Source organism: Zhongshania aliphaticivorans (assembly GCF_001586255.1).
Lineage (GTDB): Bacteria > Pseudomonadota > Gammaproteobacteria > Pseudomonadales > Spongiibacteraceae > Spongiibacter > Spongiibacter aliphaticivorans.
This window is the reverse complement of sequence record NZ_CP014544.1, coordinates 1,796,989-1,816,556: the sequence shown is the minus strand read 5'-3', so window position 1 is coordinate 1,816,556 and position 19,568 is coordinate 1,796,989. Positions and strand designations below refer to the sequence as shown.

Genomic DNA, 19,568 nt, shown 5'->3' with positions numbered 1-19,568 from the left:
ACTACTAGGACAATTCGTCCAGCACTTCCATAAGTGTTTCGTGGTGCGATTTAGTTTTAAATTTATCCATGATTTTAAGTAAGCGGCCGTCTTCACCAATAATAAAGGTGGTTCTAACAGTGCCCATATTTTCTTTACCCATAAACTTCTTCAGCTGCCAGCACCCGTATTTATCGATAATGGCGTGATCTTCGTCGGAGAGTAAGGGGAAGTTTAGCTCGTACTTGTCATGAAATTTCTTAATTTTGGCAACCGGATCAAAACTCACGCCCAGCACTTGGTAGCCCAGCTTATCCAATTCGCCGTGCACGTCTCGTAAGCCGCAAGCTTGCATGGTGCAACCCGGTGTTGACGCTCGTGGGTAAAAATACAGTATCACACCTTTTTTGCCCTTAAAGTCTTTTAAGCTAACGGTCTCTCCGTCTTGATTTTGCAGGCTGAATGCAGGTGCAAGATTGCCAACTTTTGGTAAAGCCACGTCAATTCTCCTTTGCTAATACACGTTGATTGATTAATTCGGTTCGCTATCGAGGTCAGTATTGTCCTCAAAGTCCACATCGGCGCGATCTGTCAGTGCAACCGGTAAAGATTTTTTGACCTTGGCGCCAAGCGCCTCCAGACGGCTTACTCGGCCAACCAGATTGCCACGCCCAACCGTCATTCGACTCATGGTTTTATCAAAGGCATCGCGGCCGCGATCCAAATGTTTGCCAATATCTTCTAAGGACTGCACAACCAGCGCAAACTGGTCGTGCAGCGCGCCGGCCTCTTTTGCGATTTTTTCAGCGTTTTGATTTTGTCGCTCATAGCGCCAAATACTCTGCACCGTGCGCAAGGTGGCGAGCAGGGTTGTTGGCCCCACCACAATGATGTTTTTCTCATACGCACTGCGGAATAGTTCTGGATCATGTTCAAAGGCCGCCATAAATGCGGCTTCTACTGGAATAAAAATAAACACAAAATCGAGGGTGCGCAGGCCTTCAATATGCTCGTAGCCCTTGGTGCTCAAACCATTAATATGCGCTTTCACCGACTGGGCATGCTCTCGTAAAAACGCCTGCCGCTCGCCCTCATCGTCGCTACTGCAATAACGTTCATAGGCAAGCAAAGAGACCTTGGCGTCAATAACAATGTCTTTGTCGTCGGGCAGGCGCACAATAACATCGGGCTGACGTCGCTTGCCGCTCTCATCTGTAAAACTCTGCTGGGTTAAATACTCATGCCCCTTGCGCAGCCCAGACTCTTCGAGCACCCGCTCTAGAATAACCTCACCCCAATTGCCCTGGGCTTTGTTGTCGCCTTTTAGGGCCCGAGTGAGGTTTTGGGCTTCTTTGCTAATATTGCGGTTCATCTCCTGCAGGTTTTTAAGCTGCTCTTTGAGCTCACCGCGCTCGCGATTTTCATCGCTATAGATATGATCTACCCGACCACGAAATTCAAGGAGCTGATCGCGAAAGGGTTTTAACTGTAACTCTAATGCTTCGCGACTGTGGCTCTGGAAACGCTGACTTTTTTCATCAAAAATACGGTTTGCTAATTGCTCAAATTGATCCGTTAATTGCTTTTTGGCGTCACTGAGTAAGGCGATCTGTTCCGCGGTCGCGGATTGCAAATGTTGATAGGCGCTCTGCTGGCGGGCAAGCTCCGCTTTTAATTCACTGCTGTTTTGCTCGTATTGGCTCAGGCTGGCGCGGCTCGCCGCCAGTGCGTCGGCTTGCTGGGCCACGCGATCAACATTTACTGCAAGGTCGCGCTGACTGGTCTGCAATTGCTCTCGGCACGTCGATAGGCTGTGCTGCACCTCCGCCAATTGCCTTGTTTGCTGCTCTATATTTAGCTGCAAACCCGCTATCTCCGCTTGTCGCGCCTCAAGCTGAACTCCAGCAATTTTACGCTGAATCAAGAGTCCTGCGCCAAGACCAAGGCAAAGTGCTATTGCCGCGATACCGGCAATGATAAGTATTAATTGTTGATCCATGTAAACGTGGTCCCGAACTAGTCGACAACGCCACGCCGCAAATTACAATAATCTGATGAACGTGGCTTATTATTCATTTTCAGGGGCGCGCATAGTGCCGCTGGCTACCAGTACCGCATCGCCGCCAACCCTTACGACCATTGCCGCCGTCGCTTTTTTAACAAACTCTACTTTTAACACACTCTGGCGTTGGGCTTTGCGGCCACGCTCAAGCCAGAAGGCATGAGTGCCATCGGCCAAGCCTCGGGTTTCACATAAGCTCGCCACAAAGGCGGGAATAGCAGCGCCCACCGGCGGACTTTCGTCTTGCGCGATATGGGCGCCCAGTATACGCAGATGAAAGTCTGTCTGCAGCGATTCCGTTTCGCTGCAATATACCAGCACTTCGTTTACGGGCGCCGATCCCGCACTGCTGCGCGACCACGCTTCTAAATTAAATCGCGCCCGGTAAACTGCGTCGAGCGAGCGCAGCGGGACAATTAAATAAGAGGAATCGCAACTCACAAACAAGGTTTTCGCTTTTAGGGTTTCAATGTCGTGAGCACCCAAGCCCAGCGCTGCTTGCAGCTCCTTGGTGTCTGGCACATAGCGGTCAACTTGGGCACTCACCGACATCGACAGCTGGGTTATTAAGCGCCCTTCATGCTGAGCCAACACCACATCAAATACTTTATTGCCTTGGGAGAATTGAATCGTCGAATTTTCTTTGCTCGTTGCTAAGGTCTTGCTGTGCACCAAGGCGCGCGCCGCCGCAACAACACTATGGCTACCTACCGCCCTTTCACTTAAGGGAGAGAACACCTTTAATTCCGCACTTACTGTGCTTTTGCCGGGTAACACAAACACGGTTTCAGGATGGTTGATTTCCCTAGCAATTACCTGCATTTGCCTTGCGCTCAACCCTTCGGCTTGCGGAAATACGGTAATTTGGGCGCCGCTGAACGGCGTGGGGGTAAATACATCAACGGTGTGAAATGCATAATCCATAGTGCAGTCCTCGAACAGGTAGAAACGAGCGTACTGTTTTAGTGCAGTATAAGCAGCAAAAATACAGCAGCGGTATTATCTTAACCATAGCCAGATTTATACTTTAGCCCAAACAGCAAATGTATATTATTTTATTCGTCGACGGTTTTCTTTGTATTCGGCTTCCAGCCTACCTGTTTAGCCCACAACGGACTTGGGGTACTCACTCTGATCGGGTATTGACCGGTTTTGCGGTCTTCAAAATATTCCGTCAGCACATCGGTGACAATCGGAAACGCAAGTTCTGACCACGGTATATCTGCTTCGCTGAATAATTTAGATTCAAGACTCTCTGGCCCAACACCGAAATCGCCGTCTAAATTACCTCGATAAAACACATACACTTGGTTGATGTGGGGAATATCAAATAAACGGTAGAGAACTTCATCTTTTACTTTGGCGGCGGCTTCTTCAAGGGTTTCGCGAAGCGCTCCGTCGAGCATGGTTTCGCCATTTTCCATGAAGCCAGCAGGAATTGTCCACGAGCCAATTCTCGGCGCAATAGCGCGACGACAAAGCAGTACTTGGTCGCCGGCAATGGGTAAACAACCCACAACAACTTTGGGGTTCACATAGTGTATTACGTCGCACTCGGGACAAACGTGGCGGAGACGATTATCGTCTGCGGGTATTTGCTGTATTAGCTTAGCCCCACAATTACTGCAAAAATTCATCAAGCCGCCACACTCCTCGTTACTTAGCGCAATTCACTGTATTTGCCCGCGTGAAACACCAAAGGCTTGGCACCGGGTTTGGTTTCCATCTCAATGACTTTTCCGACCACAATGATATGATCGCCGCCATCGTAGCGCGCCCACGTCTCACACTCAAAGCTTGTTAAACAATTACGCAAAACCGGCGCACCACTTTTACCAATGCGAAACTGCTCGGGAACAAGGTCGTGATCATTCTTTTTAGAATACGCATTGGAAAGCGCCACTTGGTCACTGGCCAAAAAATTTACCGTGAACATCTTGGATTTATTAAAAGCATCGAGACACTCTGAGTCATTGCGCAGACTCCACAGTATCAGAGCCGGGTCCAAGGACACCGATGCAAAGGAATTAACAGTCATACCAAATGGCTTATAGCCTTCAGGGTTAGCCGTTATTACACATACGCCGGTCGGGTATTGGCCAAGGGCATTTCGAAATTCACGCGGATCGAGACTCATAAGGTTTCCTGTCATTTTTCATATATGGCTTTTCGCCACTTTATTTGTGCGCTGCATTATACACAGCGCCATGCGCTTTGTTCATCGGCCTAGCTACGCCAAGTGGACGACAAAGCTTAGGAAAACCGCGCTAGTCCTGCCAACGCTTACGTGCCTGCTGGTCGGTTTGACGCGCGTCTACCCAACGCTGCTCACCATTGAGAGTACACTCCTTTTTCCAAAAGGGCGCCTCGGTCTTTAAATAGTCCATAATAAATTCACAGCTTTGAAAGGCATCCAGACGATGCGCTGCGCTCACCCCAACAAAAACGATTTGATCCTGGGGCTGAAGTACACCAACCCGATGGATGACGGTAACAGCAAACAAGGGCCAGCGCTGCTGCGCACGATTGACTATTTCAGTAATGCATCGCTCGGTCATGCCAGGGTAATGTTCTAATTCCATGGTCAGCACATCATCGCCCTGATTACTGTCTCGCATCAGCCCGACGAACTGCACAATCGCCCCGCTCTGGCGCGAGTGTGAGGCTAGGGCTCTGCACTCTGCACCCACATCAAAATCAGCTTCGCCAACACTAACGATTACGCTCACATTAACCCCCTGTGACCGGTGGGTAGAACGCGACTTCGTCACCGAGACTAATTGGGGTATCGTCTCCAGCGAGATCTTGATTGACCGCGCACAGGGTGTTCTCCGCCGCTAAGACATCACGCCACAGCGCACCACGCTCAGCTAAAGATGCCTTTAGCGCCGCCACGGTACATGCTGTTAAATCGATGTCAGCCGCAGACAAACTAATTTTGGCAGTACCGAGCAACTCGCGGTATTTAGCGAAAAACAATACCGTAATCATGGTTTAGCCGCCCCATCAAACCGCCAGTCACCCGAGCGACCACCCGACTTTGCCAATAGGCGAATGTCGGTTACCTGCATCGCCTTATCAACGGCCTTGCACATGTCATAGATGGTCAATGCGGCCACAGACACCGCAGTCAAAGCCTCCATCTCGACCCCGGTCTGCCCTGCCAATTTACATATTGCTAAAATATCTACCGCGCTGCGCTCGTGGTCTAACGCAAATTCAAGTTTTACCGACGACAGCATAAGTGGGTGGCACAGGGGAATGAGGTCTGCGCAACGCTTGGCACCTTGAATACCCGCAATTCTCGCTACAGCCAAAACATCGCCTTTTTTATGGCCGCCGCTCGCGATTAGTGCGAGCGTTGCCGGCGCCATAATCACCGACCCTGCTGCTCGGGCCTCCCGCTGGGTAACGGCCTTATCGGTCACGTCGACCATCTGGGCGTTGCCTTGGGGATCAAAATGGGTCAATTCACCGCTCATATGTTTACCACTGCACTCATTTACATTTCACTGCCAAATAAGATAATTACTAACGCCAAAACTTAAGCGAATTTACCATCGGCGACAAAGGGATTGGTTTCCCGCTCATGGCCAAACGTCGACGTTGGCCCGTGGCCCGGTATAAAGGTCACGTCATCACCTAAAGGCCAAAGCTTGGTTTGTATCGACGCTATTAGGGTGTCGTAATCACCCCGTGGGAAATCTGTGCGACCAATAGAGCCTTGGAATATCACATCGCCAACAATCGCTAGGCGAGCTTGCTCATGAAAAAAAACAACGTGGCCGGGGGTGTGGCCGGGACAAAACTTAACCTGTAATTGCTGATTGCCAAAGCTGACCGAGTCTTCGTCGTCGAGCCAGCGGTCGGGCGTGAAAGGGTCTGCATGAGGAAACCCGGTCATTTTGCACCATTCGGGCAGCTTATCTATCCAGAAGGCATCTTCCTTTTGGGGGCCAATAATTTGAACACCGTATTTTTTCCGCATGACATCCGCCGCAGCGCAGTGATCCATATGGCCGTGGGTCAAGTAAATAACCTCTAGGGTACCCCCGAGAGACGCAATAGCCGCCTCGATTTTATCAATGTCACCACCGGGATCAAAAATCGCCGCCTTGCCGGTTTCTTCACAAACCATAACAGAGCAGTTCTGCTGATACGCCGTCACCGGCACGATTGAGCACTTTATCGTCATAAGTCGCCAGAATTCATTCTATAAAACCACAATGATAAGCAGTAAGCCGACAAGTTAATAGGCTTGAACATTAAATGCGGTTATAGATATAAACAATAGCGACCCACTTATTGATCAAGCGGGTAAATCACTTAAACCAGCGACGGCCTAGCCAGATAAACATTGCAGCAATAAGGAGAAGCGACTGGCGAGTTGGCACGCTAGTGTCGCAGCCTGCTTAGAAAGGAAAACGTAGATCACTTTAAAACCGCTTATTTGTACACTACCTGACCGCGGTACATTTGCCGAGACTGCCGCTCAAGCGCCGCGTCCACCGACACAGTGCCACTTGGCTTATCCCTTACAATCTTTGCGCCTCGATAGGTCATTTCCACCGATTGCGCGTCGCGTGGCGAAGCAGCAGCCTGCGCCGGTTCGATTTGATACGAGATACCCGCCAACTTCATAATCTCTATCACCGTTTTACGGGTGAAAGGATCCCGGCTTTTTTTCCCCAAGTCTCCCACGGTTGTCAGCAACGCCGGGTCGGCCAAGCGTATTCGCGTCCCAAACTCGGCGAAAATTCGAGAACGCAACTGCTGCAAGAGCGCCACCATTTCCGGAGAATACACCATAGGATCCCTTAGAGTATTTAACTTCCAATCTACAATGCAGCAGATCACTGCCCATCATACTCCAGCAATAAATGTTCCAGAACATAAATATATACTAAATCAACCAGTTAACGTAAATCGCCCATGTAATTTGCACCTATATGACGCAGCCTTAACTTGGCGCACCACCAAGAAGCATTAACGAAAATGAAAACACATTGGCAATTGCCATTAAGTTGAAACTTCGTTAGAGTAGCCGCCCTTAAAACCAGCTCCACAACGGTTTTAAGTAAAGATTTTGGTGAGGTGTCCGAGTGGCTGATTCGGAGGCTTTGCCGGAGAAAGCGCCCCTAGGGCGATAACGAGCACGCAGGCGTGTGATCCTGACGCTCGTAAAACCATCTAAAAGGCGCACGAAAAACGATTTTGGTGAGGTGTCCGAGTGGCTGAAGGAGCACGCCTGGAAAGCGTGTAACGGGTTAAACTGTTCGAGGGTTCGAATCCCTCCCTCACCGCCATTACAAAAAAAGGCCCTAGTCGCGAGACTAGGGCCTTTTTTTGTAATGGCGCGGCGGCATTTTCTTCCGCTAAAACTAGCATTCAACGCCTAAACCCTTAACTTGAATATCTAGCCGCGCTACATTACACCGTCGTCGCCAACAAGCGTGACGGCACATCATAAGCAGCGGTGAACAATGGCGTTATTTAAAAAAGTCTCTGTAGGCCAATTCACTTTTCTGCGAATTATCGCGGCCCTTGCTTTATTAACCGCCACGCAGGCCTGCCACCTTTACTGGGACATGGCCTGGGATAGGGCAAAAATTGGAAATGGGGAATTTTGGCGACTCATTACCGGTCACTTTGTTCACAACAATAGCAACCACATATTACTCAATAGCATTGGGCTTAGCGTCGTACTGCTCCTGATCGGCGACAAATTTTCTACGCGAACGCTCTGCGGCCTAAGCGTGTTTATTGCATTTTTAACCGGACTGTTACTGTATGTATTTGAGTTGCAGCTTCTTTATTACGTAGGCTTTTCGGCAGTACTCCACGGTCTAGTCGCCAGCTATAGCATCACTGCACTGAGAAAAACCCCAGGCTACGCCTGCCTCATCTTGTGCTTGCTTGGCCTTAAATTGGCATTTGAAGGACAGCCGCAGTTCACCGCAAATTTAATTGGGATTAGGGTCGCGACTGAGTCGCACTGGTGGGGTTTTGTCAGTGGCATCCTCGTTGGCGGCATTTACACGGGCATATTACTAAAGCGAAAAATCACTACCCAAATGGAGCAGGACTAAAACGACGTCTTCGTTCGTAATAGCACACCCTTTAAAAGCCAAAACCCGCTCAAGGGTACTTTTTCTCATGCGCCCGCAATGTCTTTTCAGTTTTTTGTAAGGCTCGACGTATTCGGTGGGCAATCGCGGAATTTGGCTCAGCGAGCAAGGGCGCAGAATGCGCCGCACAGAGATTTTCTGCGTCGGCCCAGCGCTCACTCAACCGTGTTGCCCACTCGCGAAAATCGCGAGCCGCCCCTGCTCGCTTCTCTAAGGTTTTTGCCAGTGTGATATGAAAACTAACTTCAGGCTTTTTCAATTTTCCCAATAAGCCCGGCAGCGGTAGGTACATTAGCGTGTCATCTACATGGATCGCTTTAGACGATTTATGGTACGCCAGCACTGACGAAAAATGCAGATGCTCATTATCAGAGATAAAATCGACCCCAGCGGGAACAGAGAATTCAAGGTCATTAGCAAACAATGCCGCACACTCAGCTGACTCAGTCAGTTCTGGCTGCCAGGGCAAATTTGGAAATTTCTGGTGGTGCCGCTGGGTACCGTACAGCCGAGCCTTTGGGTACTGCTCATGCATCTGTGCAACATGCACGGTGTGAAACGGATGCAAGTTAATAATGGCTTCAATATCGGCTCCGTTATTAGTCAAAGCATCAACTTCTGTTTTGAGGGAAGCATTTAGCGTATACGCGTCTAGCAACACATACTTGCCACTCGCGCAGCGCAGCAATGATGCTTGGGTGCCAATATTTAACAGGCCACCAATTTTGAACTCTCCACGAATATTCCAGAAATCGTCCGCTATTTTTACAATTTTCTCACTCATAGCATTACTCACCCGCGCCAACCCGTCTTTTGATGCACGATGCCATAGCGATTCAGCAAATGATAGCAAAGAGCGCCGAGCATTCGAAAAAGCAAGAAATAAGAAAACGCAGGATAAAACAATGCTGAAAGAATGATTTACAGCTATAACGTGGAATATAAATTACTGAAGAGAGAACCGTTTGTAAATGGAGGCGCGGGTCGGAATCGAACCGGCGTACACGGAGTTGCAGTCCGCTGCATGACCACTCTGCCACCGCGCCTAAAATCGCTTTTTTCTACACTTTACTTGTGTACGCCGGTCGATACCGGTCCTTTCTAAATCGCTACTGGCGCTGGAGTTAAAATACCACTCAACCACCGCGTCAATATTGCTGAACTGCATAATGAATTGGAGCGGGAAAGGAGGCTCGAACTCCCGACCTCAACCTTGGCAAGGTTGCGCTCTACCAACTGAGCTATTCCCGCGTCACTACACTTGGATGTTTAGCTTGTTCCCACAAGTTCCAAAACACCTTTAAGCTGTGCTTTAAGAAGGCGCCTATTCTAGTCAGTCACCAAATTCTGTCAAGGAAAGTTGCTGATTTAACGTGATTTTTTTCTCAATCACCTGCTGTATCGCGTAAATCTGGCCATGCCGCATGGAGATAAATCAACATTGACCATAAAGTAAGCAGCGCCGCCGTGTATAAGCACACAATATTTGCGTAATACAAATAGCCTTGATGCTCAGGCGAAACCAAAAGCAAGCCAAATATTGCGACCATTTGCATCGTTGTCTTAATTTTGCCCAAATACGATACCGCCACACTGGTGCGTTTACCCAGCTCGGCCATCCACTCACGCAGCGCGGAAATCACTATTTCGCGGCCAATAATAATAATTGCGGGTATGGTAAACCACGAGGCGTCGTAGCGTTCAATGAGCAAAGCCAGCGCCACCGCCACCATTAGCTTGTCGGCAACAGGGTCGAGAAATGCGCCCAACGCCGTACTCTGTCCGAGTTTGCGGGCAAGGTAACCGTCTAACCAATCGGTCATGGCCGCCACCGCAAATACCGCCGCGGTTAAAAAATAGGTATGCGCGATAGGCATATAAAATAAAACCACCAGGACCGGAATTAGCACAATTCGGAACAGGGTCAAGGCATTCGGTATATTCATAGTGGTCTCATTAAAGCAGCAAGTCGTATTCTATTCGTTTTCTAAGCGCTGCGCAGGTCTTCGTAGATTTGTAAGGCAATTTTCTCGCTAATTCCCGGCACTCGTTGTAAATCTTCTACCCCAGCTTGCTTCACACCCTGTAAACCACCGAAATAGCGGAGCAATTCTCGTCGTCGCTTTGCACCAACCCCCGGTATACCCTCAAGCGTAGATTGACGCCGGGTTTTATCTCGCCTTGCCTTGTGCCCCGTGATGGCAAAGCGGTGAGACTCATCGCGAATGTGCTGAACGAGGTGCAGAGCCGGACTATTGTCCGGCAAGCTGATTTCACGGCCATCATCACCGCGAATGAGTATCTCTAAACCCGCGCGGCGATCACTGCCCTTCGCCACCCCGACCATCAGTAGATTGTCGATGCCAAGTTCGGCCATCACCGCTTTTGCCTGGGTCAACTGGCCCTTGCCACCATCGATGAACAAAATATCTGGCACCAATACTTCGCCCGCTTTAACCCGCGTATAGCGGCGGCTAAGCGCTTGGTACATCGCCGCGTAATCGTCACCTGGGGCAATGCCGTCAATATTCATTTTACGATAATCAGACTTTAGCGGCCCGTTGCCATCAAACACCACACAGGAGGCCACAGTCGCCTCGCCGCTGCTGTGACTGATATCAAAGCACTCTAGGCGCTCTGGAAGTTTTTCCAAGCCCAAGACCGCCTGCAAGGCCTTAAAGCGCTTCAGGCTGCTGGCAGACGACGCTAGGCGATTCTTGAGGTTTTGCTCAGCGGCGGTCAGCGCTAAATTTTGCCATTTAGCCCGATTGCTGCGCACCTTGTGACTAAGTGACACTTGGCGCCCTGCCTGTTCAGTAAGGCTTGCCGCCAGTAAATCGCTGTCGTCGAGCATGATATTGCTGATAATTTCCCGTGGAATATCACTAGCGCCGCTACCAATTAGGTAGTGCTGAGCCACAAAAGCCTCGATCTGCATCGCCAGCGGCTCTTCCAGCTGGCTTTTGGGGAAGTAACTACGACTACCCAGCACTCGACCGCCGCGCACGCACACCAGCTGGATACAGACTTGGCCACCGTCCATGACGCCGCCGAGAATATCCATATCGCCGGTTTCACCTTCAATGCATTGCGTGGACTGCACCTGCTGTAAATGGGCAATACGATCGCGTAAATCAGCGGCTTGTTCAAACTCCAGCGCCGCTGCGTGGCGCTCCATTTGATTCGCTAAATCGGCCTGTATATCTGAGCTTTTTCCCTTTAAAAACAATTCGGTATAGTTAACATCTACAGCATATTCTTTGTCGCTTACAATACCGACACAGGGCGCCGAACAGCGCCCTATTTGGTACTGCAGACAGGGTCGGCTGCGGCCTTTGTAATAGCTGTCTTCACACTGGCGCACCCGAAATACTTTCTGTAACCAACTCAAGCTTTCGCGCACCGCCGCCGCACTGGGGTAAGGGCCAAAATACTGACCTTTACCGGTTTTACGGCCGCGATGAATGCTCAAGCGTGGATGCTCGTGATCGGTGCTCAAATAAATATAGGGATAGGATTTATCATCCCGCAGCAGAATATTATAGGCCGGCTTGTACTGCTTAATAAGATTTTGTTCTAGGAGCAGCGCTTCACGCTCACTCGCGGTCACCGTCACTTCAATCTCGTGAATACGCCCCACCAAAGCCATGGTTTTAGTGGTTAATCCACTGGCCCGAAAATAGCTGCTCAAGCGCTTGCGCAAGTTCTTTGCCTTGCCGACGTAAAGCACCTCGCCAGCGACGTTGAGCATTACGTACACCCCGGCCTTCTCCGTGACAGTTTTTAAGAAGCTCGCAGAGTCGAATGACGTCGGCTTCGAAGCGGTTTCATTGGGGATAGCAGTCATCTCATTCAATATATTAGGCTAGGCGCCGGGAGAGTCGATCAGGCCGTGACGAATAGCGAGGAGTGTGAGCTCTACGTCACCACCAATATTGAGTTTTTCAAAAATTCGGTAGCGGTAGCTATTCACCGTTTTCGCTGAAATATGCAGCTGCTCAGCAATGTCCAATACCTTTTGGCAGTTAGCAATCATCAGGCTAATTTGCATTTCGCGCTCAGAGAGCGACTCAAAGGGTGATTCGACATCGCCACTAAAGCCCTTCAATGCAATCGCCTGTGCCACGCTCGGACTTAAATAGCGCAGCCCTTTAGCAACTTGCCTAACCGCCAAGACCATTTCTTCTTCCGAGGCGCCCTTGGTGACATAGGCCGAGGCACCAGCCTTAAGCAGGCGACTGGGCATAGGTTCTTGATCGTATGCGCTCAGCGCAATAATGCGCGTTGACGGCGACACCAATCGCAGTTTACGCGTTGCCTCTAAGCCGCCAATACCTGGCATTCGCACGTCCATTAGCACTACATCGGGGCTTAATATTCGACAGCTGCTAATTGCTTCTTCACCACTTGCCGCTTGGGCGATAACCGCAATACCGTCGGCATCGTCGAGCATTCGCACTATTCCGGTACGCACCATGGCGTGATCGTCGGCAACCAAAACTGTAATCATGTATTTCCCTGCATCCAATGCCTGTAACAATACCACCGCGACCATGACCTAACCAGCCTGCTGTGGGTCAATCCGCCAGCGATAATACCACTTTACGAAAAGTGATATTAATTCTTCCTTGCGCTAGCCCCTTTCGCACTGGAAGCGCGTGCTGCCAGTGGCGCTGGGTGGGCGGCAACATTAACAGCAATGATCCCGATGCTAAATGTATTTTACGTGATTTGGTTTTTAGCCCCTTCGGCTTCAGAAGGAAATCTCGACCACACCCTAAACTGAGTGACGCAACACAGGGATCACTGCCCAAGCTGGCTTCATCGTCGCTGTGGTAACCCATACTGTCTTCGCCATTGCGGTAGTAGTTGAGCAAGGCACAGTTAAAATCGTAGCCAGTATCGTCGGCAATACGCTCTCGTAGCGCCAGCACTTCCGGCGGCCATACATCTGCATAATGGCGGTGACCACTGTAGCGATAACTCAAACCAGAATCCCCAACAAAGGCAACTAACCGTGGCGTCAGGTGGCGTCGGCCATATATGTCTAATATCGGCTGTTGCCAAGAGATATTCTCGCGCAGCTGCTCATACAAGGGATCGGGTTCGGGGATATACTGGGGATAATAATGTAAACCACCCCCCGCTAAAGGAATATGTTCGGGCTCAATAAACACGGGGCTCAATTTCGAGGTCGACATTGAATCGCGCGAGCACATCGGCCTGTATTGCATCGGCGAACGCCAAAACTTCCGCGCCGTCTGCGCCGTCGTAATTAACCAGCACAATGGCTTGGCGCGGGTGAATTCCCACCGCGCCACGCCGCTTACCCTTCCAGCCAGCCTGATCTACCAACCACGCTGCCGCGACTTTAAAGCGGCCATCGGCCATCGGCCAATGGGGCAACGCCGGATATTGCGCGACCAGTTCTTGGGCAAGATTTTTGGAAATAATCGGGTTCTTAAAGAAGCTTCCGACATTCGGCTCCCGCCGATAATCTGGCAGCTTATCAGCCCGCACCATAGCCACGGTCGCAGCGATCAGTTCCGGGCTGGGCGCTTGCTCGGGGGCTTGCGCCGCTATGGCCTCAAGCAAGGCGGGATAACTAAGATTCGGCGCTGGCTTAGCACTCAAGCGCAATGTTATTGCGGTGATAATAAACACATCCCGCAATGCCCCCTTAAATACACTATCGCGGTAGGCTAACTGGCAATCGTCGGCACTTAAGGTGCGTAAGCCATTGAGGTTAATATCCCAGCCAGTAACCGAGTCCAGTACGTTGGCGAGCTCTACGCCATAGGCGCCAATATTTTGTATTGGCGCGGCACCCGCCTGACCGGGGATAGAAATTAAGTTTTCCAAGCCATACCAGCCTTGTGCCAAGCTATATTTCACCAGCTCGTCCCAATTCTCGCCAGCGGCTACGGTAACGAGGCGCTCATCACCACTACTCTCGCAGCTAATACCTCGCATCGCCATACGAATAACCAAACCGTGAATATCGCCGCGTAGCACTAAATTGCTGCCACCGCCGATAAACACTCGCCGTAAACGCCGACGGCTACTAAATTCAATTGCCTCACTAAGGCCATCAAGGCTGCTTACTTCAATAAAATAATCAGCAAGAACGCTAATACCAAGCGTGTTATACGGCCGCAAATCAACATGACGCTGAATATCCATTACAGCGCCGCGCCGTTGCCAAGGCCGTGATGAGCACAAATATGGTGTAATAAGCCTTCAGCGGCGTCTTCCACCAAGTCCAGCACCTCATCAAAGCCCTGCTCCCCACCGTAATAAGGATCCGGTACTTCGCGTCGTGCGGTGTGTTTCGCATAAGTCAAAAACAAAGCTAGCTCACACTTCGCCTGGTGAGTGTGCATAGCTTGTAAATCCGCCAAATTACACTCATCCATGGCCAAGATATAATCAAAGGTTTCGAAATCAGCTTTGCAGACCTGTCGCGCGCGCAATGACGAGAGATCATACTGGCGGCTCAGCGCTGCTGCCTGGCTGCGTTGATCGGGACTGCGACCGATGTGCCAGTCACCCGTGCCCGCCGAGTCAACCTGTATCTCGTCGTGTAGACCGGCATCGTTTAGGAGCTTCTGAAAGACACCGTGAGCCGTCGGCGAGCGACAAATATTGCCAAGACATACAAATAATACCTTGATGGCCATTAGCTGCTCGCCGCCAAAATTTTCCTGACATTTTGTAAGTCGGCTTCAGTATCAACGCCGCCCGGAATATCTACACAGGCCGTGGCGATATGAATACGCACACCGTTTTCCATCGCCCGCAATTGCTCTAATTTTTCAAAGCTCTCTAACACCCCCATGGGCCAGCGTACAAATTCGTGAAGAAAACCCACCCGATAAGCATAGATGCCAATATGACGTAAAAAGGGTGCATTATCTGGCAGACTCAATTCCTCGCCAGCCCAGTCATCGCGGCACCACGGCATGGGTGCACGACTAAAATACAGCGCATAACCCTGCCTATCGGCAACGGCTTTAACAGCGTTGGGATTAAAGACCACCTCAATATCGTTAATAGCCTCGCCCAGCGTTGCGATACCCGCGCTAGGCTTGGCGGCCAAATTTTCGGCCACCTGCGCAATAGCCGCCTTCGGGATCAGGGGTTCATCGCCCTGCACATTGACGACGATTTCCTCGTCGCTGAGCTGCAACTTACTCACCACTTCTTGCAAGCGATCGGTGCCAGATTCATGGGTCGCAAGGGTCATAATCACTTCTGCGCCAAACCCTTGGCAGGCATCAAATACCCGCTGATCCTCAGTGGCAATCACCACCCGACTGGCATCGCTATCGACGGCTCGCTCCCAAACATGCTGAATCATGGGTTTTCCAGCAATATCGAGCAGCGGCTTACCCGGCAAGCGGCTGGAAGCGAAACGGGCGGGAATGATAACGGTGTAAGACATGCTTGCTCCAAATGTAATTGATACTAGCGCGCTACTGCTGAAATATTAGCGGTTGATGTCGACTTCTGCCAAACGCGAGCGCAACTGCGCATAAAACGCTTTATCTATCTCGCCAGTAACCGGCAACATCCAATGGCTTCTCTCGGCAAATAGCCGACATTTAACAGCATCCTTTTCCGTCATTAGTACTGGCAGTGACTCATCAAATTGTAAGTCGGCCACAGTATAAGGATGGTGGTCAGCAAATGGATGCTCAATAAGCTCAAAGCCCGCCGCTTGCAGGCTGTGAAAAAACCGCTGAGGATTACCGATTCCCGCAACAGCGTGGATTCGGCGTTGGCTTAATGGCCAATCGACTAAGGCGCGCTGCTCACCGCTGGCCAAATTTACCGCCGTCACGCCCCGCAAATCCATGGTATAACCACGCAAGCGACTATTGCCGCCATTGATTATGCGCAGGTCGATAGCGTTTGCGCGGCTTACCGGCTCGCGCAAAGGCCCCACGGGCAAGCAGTGGCCATTGCCAAAGCCCCGCTCGCCATCAATAACGAGAACCTCTATGTCGCGAGCTAGACGATAATGCTGTAAACCGTCGTCGCTAATAATGAGATCGCAAGCGTGCTGCTCTACAAGCAATTTTGCTGCCGCCACGCGATCTGGCGCCACCGCCAGCGGCAAGCCACTGCGCTGGTACATTAGATAAGGTTCGTCCCCCGCTTCAGCGGGTGTTGACTTGGCGGTGACTAAATAAGGGTATATTGGTGCCTTTCCGCCGTAGCCGCGACTAACAATTCCGACCTTATAGCCTAGGCCTTGGCAGTATTCGGCCACCGCCAACACGACCGGAGTCTTACCACTGCCACCCACAGAAATATTGCCGATCACAATCAGCGGCGCGCCGCAGGACTGCGGCCGAATTAGACGGCGCCTCACTGCGGCGATTAGGCGATACAAATACGCCAGCGGAAGCAAAAGTAGCAAACTTTTCGGCTTGCCATACCAGGCGCGATTCAGGCCTTGTTCCAATGCCACCTAAATCTATTCCTCAAAATTCTTGTGGTATAGCTGGGCGTAGCGCTGATTCAAGGCCAGCAGCTCATCGTGGCTGCCCTGCTCTTTTATTTGCCCGGCTTCCATTACCACAATTTGATCGGCCATTTCGATGGTACTCAGGCGGTGGGCAATAACAATAGTAGTGCGGCCTTTCATCACCTCTTCCATCGCTTTTTGAATATGACTTTCAGCGCGATTATCGAGCGCCGACGTCGCCTCGTCAAAAATCAAAATTGGCGCGTTTTTAAGGAAGGCGCGGGCAATGGCCAGACGTTGACGCTGGCCACCAGACAACATCACGCCGTCTTCGCCAATAACGGTTTCTAAGCCGAGGGGAAGTTGGTCTATAAACTCGCTGGCGTGGGCCGCCTCTATAGCGGCACGTACCTCTTCACGACTCGCCCCGGCCATCTTGCCGTAAGCAATATTATTGAAAACAGTGTCGTTAAACAGCGTGACCTGCTGAGTCACCAAGGCCATTTTGTCGCGTAGATTACTTAGCTGGTAATCTCGAACATCAACACCATCAAGCAAGATATCACCCTGGTCATGTTCATAAAACCGCGACAACAGACTCACCAAGGTGGACTTGCCGGAGCCAGACAAACCAACCAAGGCCAAGGATTTACCCGCCTCAACTTTTAAATTTATATTGCGTAATACCAGCTCAGAATCAGGGCTATAGGCGAAGTTCAAATTACGTATTTCAATATCGCCGCGGGTTACATCACTGCGGTAAGTACCCTCGTCTTTCTCTTGCTCTGCGTCTATAAAATCAAAAATATCTTCTGCTGCCGCCAAGCCTTTTTGAATAGTGCTGCTAACATCCGCCAGCTGACGCATAGGTTTTGGCAAAAACAAGGCCGCCGACAAATACGCGACGAAGGCCCCAGGCGACATTGAACCGCCCAGACCCAAGGCTATCCAAATTAGCACGCCGGTGGCGAGTACAACTGGAAACTGAATCACTGAAGGACTGATCGCGTTGTAATAGGCCATCTTAATGTTTTGACTGCGGGTCCGACCACTCGCCTCAACAAATCGAGCGGTTTCAAAGGCCGTGCCGTCGTAGAGGCGAATTTCACGATAAGCGCCAATCGACTCATTGGTCACTTGGTTGACATCGCTCATCGCGTTTTGAATGTTTTTACTGAGCTTGCGAAACCGTTTACCCACCCAGTATACGGTGACAGCAATAATCGGCAGGGCAAGGAAAAACACCATGGTGAGTTTCCAGTTGCTATACAGCAAGTAGGCAATAAGTCCGATCGCAAAAGTGCCCTCACGCAGCACGACTTTGGTCGCATTAACCGCCGCACCGGTGACTTGTTCGACATTAAAGGTAATTTTGGAAATCATCATGCCCGTGGAGTTTTGATCAAAATACCGACTGGGCATATGCAGCATTTTATTAAACAGTTCACAGCGCAAATTGTGAACCAAGCTATTAGAAACAATCGCGATAAAATAATTACCGGCAAAGTAACCCAGGCCTCGGACTAAGCCGAGCACAACCATCATTAACACAATCCACAAGCGAGCGTCGGTTAGGACAAAGTCTTTGCCCCCCAAAGCCCACATTAATTTTGCCGACATACCACCTTCGCCGGGCACCATATTGCCGCCGATATAATCGACAATCAGCTGCATCATATCGGCAAGCAATACCTGAACACCGGAAAATACCGAAAAGCCCAAAACGCTGAATAAGAACATGGCCCACATCGGTATCACGTATTTCAGCAAGCGACCGTAAATAACGAGATCGGATTTATTGTTGTTACTCATATTACCGGGAATTCCTAGCGTTAACGGAGACGGAAAATAAAATCAATTGGCTGGCGTACTGCTGTCGGGATCTTGGGTGGTTAGGCTAAGCTTAGCAAAGCCCAATCGCCCCGCCGCATCCATCGCGGTGATAACGGACTGGTGAGGGCTTTTCGCATCAGCAGTAATAATGACCGGCAACTCAGTGTCGTCGCCAGCAATCTCGCGCATGCCAGCCATCAAACCTTGTACGGTGTGATCGACCAAGGCATGCTCATTAAGGCGGTAACGCCCTTGGGCGTCGATCACGACCTCCAAAACCTTCGTTTCCTGAGGAGCGATGTCACCTTGCGCGCTGGGCAACTCCAAATTAAGACGACTTTCTTTGGTAAATGTTGTCGACACCATAAAAAATATCAGCAGTAAAAACACCACATCAATTAGCGGGGTAAGATTAACCCCACTGTCATCCATGCGCTGGCGCTTAAATTTCACTATTTTTTACCCGCTGCGCTGTCTTTAATTTGCACTTCGCCGTGCATCGCATTGATCAGTTTCATCGCGTCTTGCTCCATTCGAACTACCAGCTCGTCAATGCGGCGCAAAAAATAGCGATGCATAATCAAGGCGGGAATGGCCACACAGAGGCCTGAGGCGGTTGTGATTAAGGCTTCGGAGATACCACCAGCGAGCACCCCTGCGTTACCTGTGCCCTGCACCATAATCTCGGTAAATACTCTAATCATACCCAGTACCGTGCCTAGCAAACCAAGCAGCGGCGCAACCGCAGCAATAGTGCCCAGCGCGTTAAGGTAGCATTCTAGGTCGTGAATTATGTGAGACGCCGTATCTTCAATACTCTCTTTCATAATATCGCGCCCAAATTTGGCGTTGGCCAAACCGGTGGCGAGAATTTGCGCCAGTGGCGAGCCGCGTCGTAGCTCACGTAATTTCTCTGCATCGAGCTGCTTATTTTGCAACCACGCCCACACTTGATTTAATAAATTACGGGGAGCGACCTTATCGGGATTCAGTTTGAGAAAACGCTCTACACAGATAGCCAAAGCAATAATTGAAGACAAAATAATTGGCAGCATTAACCAGCCACCCGCTTTCACCAATTCAAGCACATCAG

23 protein-coding genes and 3 tRNA genes are annotated in these 19,568 nt (G+C 50.5%); 2 read left to right on the top strand and 24 right to left on the bottom strand.

Translation table 11 applies throughout. The features are described from left to right. Nucleotides 1–4: 4 nt before the first annotated feature. From bcp to AZF00_RS08020, 10 genes are all read right to left on the bottom strand, one after another. Nucleotides 5–478, bottom strand: coding sequence for a thioredoxin-dependent thiol peroxidase (bcp, locus tag AZF00_RS08065; protein WP_008247724.1), 474 nt, complete (start codon nt 476–478; stop codon nt 5–7). A gap of 33 nt (nt 479–511) precedes the next feature. Then, nucleotides 512–1,978 (bottom strand): DNA recombination protein RmuC, encoded by a 1,467-nt coding sequence (locus AZF00_RS08060; protein WP_008247723.1) that lies wholly within the window; start codon nt 1,976–1,978, stop codon nt 512–514. Between the two features lie 69 nt (nt 1,979–2,047). Continuing rightward, complete coding sequence (locus tag AZF00_RS08055; protein ID WP_008247722.1) at nt 2,048–2,965, bottom strand: PhzF family protein; 918 nt, start codon at nt 2,963–2,965, stop codon at nt 2,048–2,050. A gap of 131 nt (nt 2,966–3,096) precedes the next feature. Further along, nucleotides 3,097–3,678: an NUDIX hydrolase gene (locus AZF00_RS08050; RefSeq protein ID WP_008247721.1), complete on the bottom strand. Its 582-nt coding sequence runs from the start codon at nt 3,676–3,678 to the stop codon at nt 3,097–3,099. Nucleotides 3,679–3,701: 23 nt separating this feature from the next. After that, entirely contained in the window at nt 3,702–4,178 is a 477-nt protein-coding gene (locus tag AZF00_RS08045; RefSeq protein WP_008247719.1) for a flavin reductase family protein, read from the bottom strand. Nucleotides 4,179–4,308: 130 nt separating this feature from the next. Next, nucleotides 4,309–4,761, bottom strand: a complete 453-nt coding sequence (gene moaE, locus AZF00_RS08040) for a molybdopterin synthase catalytic subunit MoaE (protein WP_197465753.1) — start codon at nt 4,759–4,761, stop codon at nt 4,309–4,311. Between the two features lie 10 nt (nt 4,762–4,771). After that, nucleotides 4,772–5,032, bottom strand: coding sequence for a MoaD/ThiS family protein (locus tag AZF00_RS08035; protein ID WP_062383522.1), 261 nt, complete (start codon nt 5,030–5,032; stop codon nt 4,772–4,774). Further along, on the bottom strand, nt 5,029–5,523 hold the full coding sequence (gene moaC / locus AZF00_RS08030) for a cyclic pyranopterin monophosphate synthase MoaC (RefSeq protein ID WP_062383518.1): 495 nt from the start codon (nt 5,521–5,523) through the stop codon (nt 5,029–5,031). Before moaC ends, AZF00_RS08035 begins: the two co-directional genes overlap by 4 nt. 62 nt (nt 5,524–5,585) lie before the next feature. Then, a complete protein-coding gene (locus AZF00_RS08025) occupies nt 5,586–6,236 on the bottom strand; it encodes an MBL fold metallo-hydrolase (protein ID WP_221301629.1) in 651 nt (216 codons plus the stop codon). A gap of 251 nt (nt 6,237–6,487) precedes the next feature. Next, nucleotides 6,488–6,850, bottom strand: a complete 363-nt coding sequence (locus tag AZF00_RS08020; RefSeq protein WP_008247701.1) for a hypothetical protein — start codon at nt 6,848–6,850, stop codon at nt 6,488–6,490. A 407-nt stretch (nt 6,851–7,257) separates the two neighbouring features. On the opposite strand from AZF00_RS08020, the gene AZF00_RS08015 reads away from it, so the two are divergent. Then, a tRNA-Ser gene (locus AZF00_RS08015) sits at nt 7,258–7,347 on the top strand. 177 nt (nt 7,348–7,524) lie between these two features. Then, complete coding sequence (rrtA, locus tag AZF00_RS08010) at nt 7,525–8,130, top strand: rhombosortase (protein WP_008247699.1); 606 nt, start codon at nt 7,525–7,527, stop codon at nt 8,128–8,130. Nucleotides 8,131–8,179: 49 nt separating this feature from the next. Here rrtA and AZF00_RS08005 read toward each other — a convergent pair whose 3' ends face one another. From AZF00_RS08005 to AZF00_RS07940, 14 genes are all read right to left on the bottom strand, one after another. After that, complete coding sequence (locus tag AZF00_RS08005) at nt 8,180–8,953, bottom strand: hypothetical protein (protein ID WP_008247697.1); 774 nt, start codon at nt 8,951–8,953, stop codon at nt 8,180–8,182. Nucleotides 8,954–9,141: 188 nt separating this feature from the next. Next, a tRNA-Cys gene (locus AZF00_RS08000) sits at nt 9,142–9,215 on the bottom strand. Nucleotides 9,216–9,344: 129 nt separating this feature from the next. After that, a tRNA-Gly gene (locus AZF00_RS07995) sits at nt 9,345–9,420 on the bottom strand. A gap of 134 nt (nt 9,421–9,554) precedes the next feature. Next, nucleotides 9,555–10,115 carry a CDP-diacylglycerol--glycerol-3-phosphate 3-phosphatidyltransferase gene (gene pgsA / locus AZF00_RS07990; protein ID WP_008247695.1) on the bottom strand — a complete coding sequence of 187 codons (561 nt, stop codon included), beginning with the start codon at nt 10,113–10,115 and terminating at the stop codon, nt 9,555–9,557. Between the two features lie 41 nt (nt 10,116–10,156). Further along, complete coding sequence (gene uvrC / locus AZF00_RS07985) at nt 10,157–12,016, bottom strand: excinuclease ABC subunit UvrC (RefSeq protein WP_050985168.1); 1,860 nt, start codon at nt 12,014–12,016, stop codon at nt 10,157–10,159. Between the two features lie 18 nt (nt 12,017–12,034). Then, complete coding sequence (gene uvrY / locus AZF00_RS07980) at nt 12,035–12,679, bottom strand: UvrY/SirA/GacA family response regulator transcription factor (RefSeq protein ID WP_008247691.1); 645 nt, start codon at nt 12,677–12,679, stop codon at nt 12,035–12,037. Nucleotides 12,680–12,746: 67 nt separating this feature from the next. Continuing rightward, entirely contained in the window at nt 12,747–13,370 is a 624-nt protein-coding gene (locus AZF00_RS07975) for an alpha-ketoglutarate-dependent dioxygenase AlkB family protein (RefSeq protein WP_040802695.1), read from the bottom strand. Beyond that, entirely contained in the window at nt 13,336–14,352 is a 1,017-nt protein-coding gene (gene murB / locus AZF00_RS07970; RefSeq protein WP_008247687.1) for a UDP-N-acetylmuramate dehydrogenase, read from the bottom strand. The genes AZF00_RS07975 and murB overlap by 35 nt, the downstream gene beginning before the upstream one ends. Next, nucleotides 14,352–14,849 (bottom strand): low molecular weight protein-tyrosine-phosphatase, encoded by a 498-nt coding sequence (locus AZF00_RS07965; protein ID WP_008247682.1) that lies wholly within the window; start codon nt 14,847–14,849, stop codon nt 14,352–14,354. The genes murB and AZF00_RS07965 overlap by 1 nt, the downstream gene beginning before the upstream one ends. Then, nucleotides 14,849–15,613, bottom strand: coding sequence for a 3-deoxy-manno-octulosonate cytidylyltransferase (gene kdsB / locus AZF00_RS07960; RefSeq protein WP_008247681.1), 765 nt, complete (start codon nt 15,611–15,613; stop codon nt 14,849–14,851). Before kdsB ends, AZF00_RS07965 begins: the two co-directional genes overlap by 1 nt. Before the next feature lie 45 nt (nt 15,614–15,658). Further along, the gene (lpxK, locus tag AZF00_RS07955) at nt 15,659–16,645 is read right to left on the bottom strand and encodes a tetraacyldisaccharide 4'-kinase (RefSeq protein ID WP_008247680.1); all 987 of its coding nucleotides are present in this window, start codon (nt 16,643–16,645) and stop codon (nt 15,659–15,661) included. A 6-nt stretch (nt 16,646–16,651) separates the two neighbouring features. Next, nucleotides 16,652–18,454 carry a lipid A export permease/ATP-binding protein MsbA gene (msbA, locus tag AZF00_RS07950; protein WP_008247679.1) on the bottom strand — a complete coding sequence of 601 codons (1,803 nt, stop codon included), beginning with the start codon at nt 18,452–18,454 and terminating at the stop codon, nt 16,652–16,654. A gap of 42 nt (nt 18,455–18,496) precedes the next feature. Continuing rightward, nucleotides 18,497–18,928 carry an ExbD/TolR family protein gene (locus tag AZF00_RS07945; RefSeq protein ID WP_008247678.1) on the bottom strand — a complete coding sequence of 144 codons (432 nt, stop codon included), beginning with the start codon at nt 18,926–18,928 and terminating at the stop codon, nt 18,497–18,499. After that, nucleotides 18,928–19,563: a MotA/TolQ/ExbB proton channel family protein gene (locus AZF00_RS07940; RefSeq protein WP_008247677.1), complete on the bottom strand. Its 636-nt coding sequence runs from the start codon at nt 19,561–19,563 to the stop codon at nt 18,928–18,930. Before AZF00_RS07940 ends, AZF00_RS07945 begins: the two co-directional genes overlap by 1 nt. Nucleotides 19,564–19,568 lie beyond the last annotated feature (5 nt).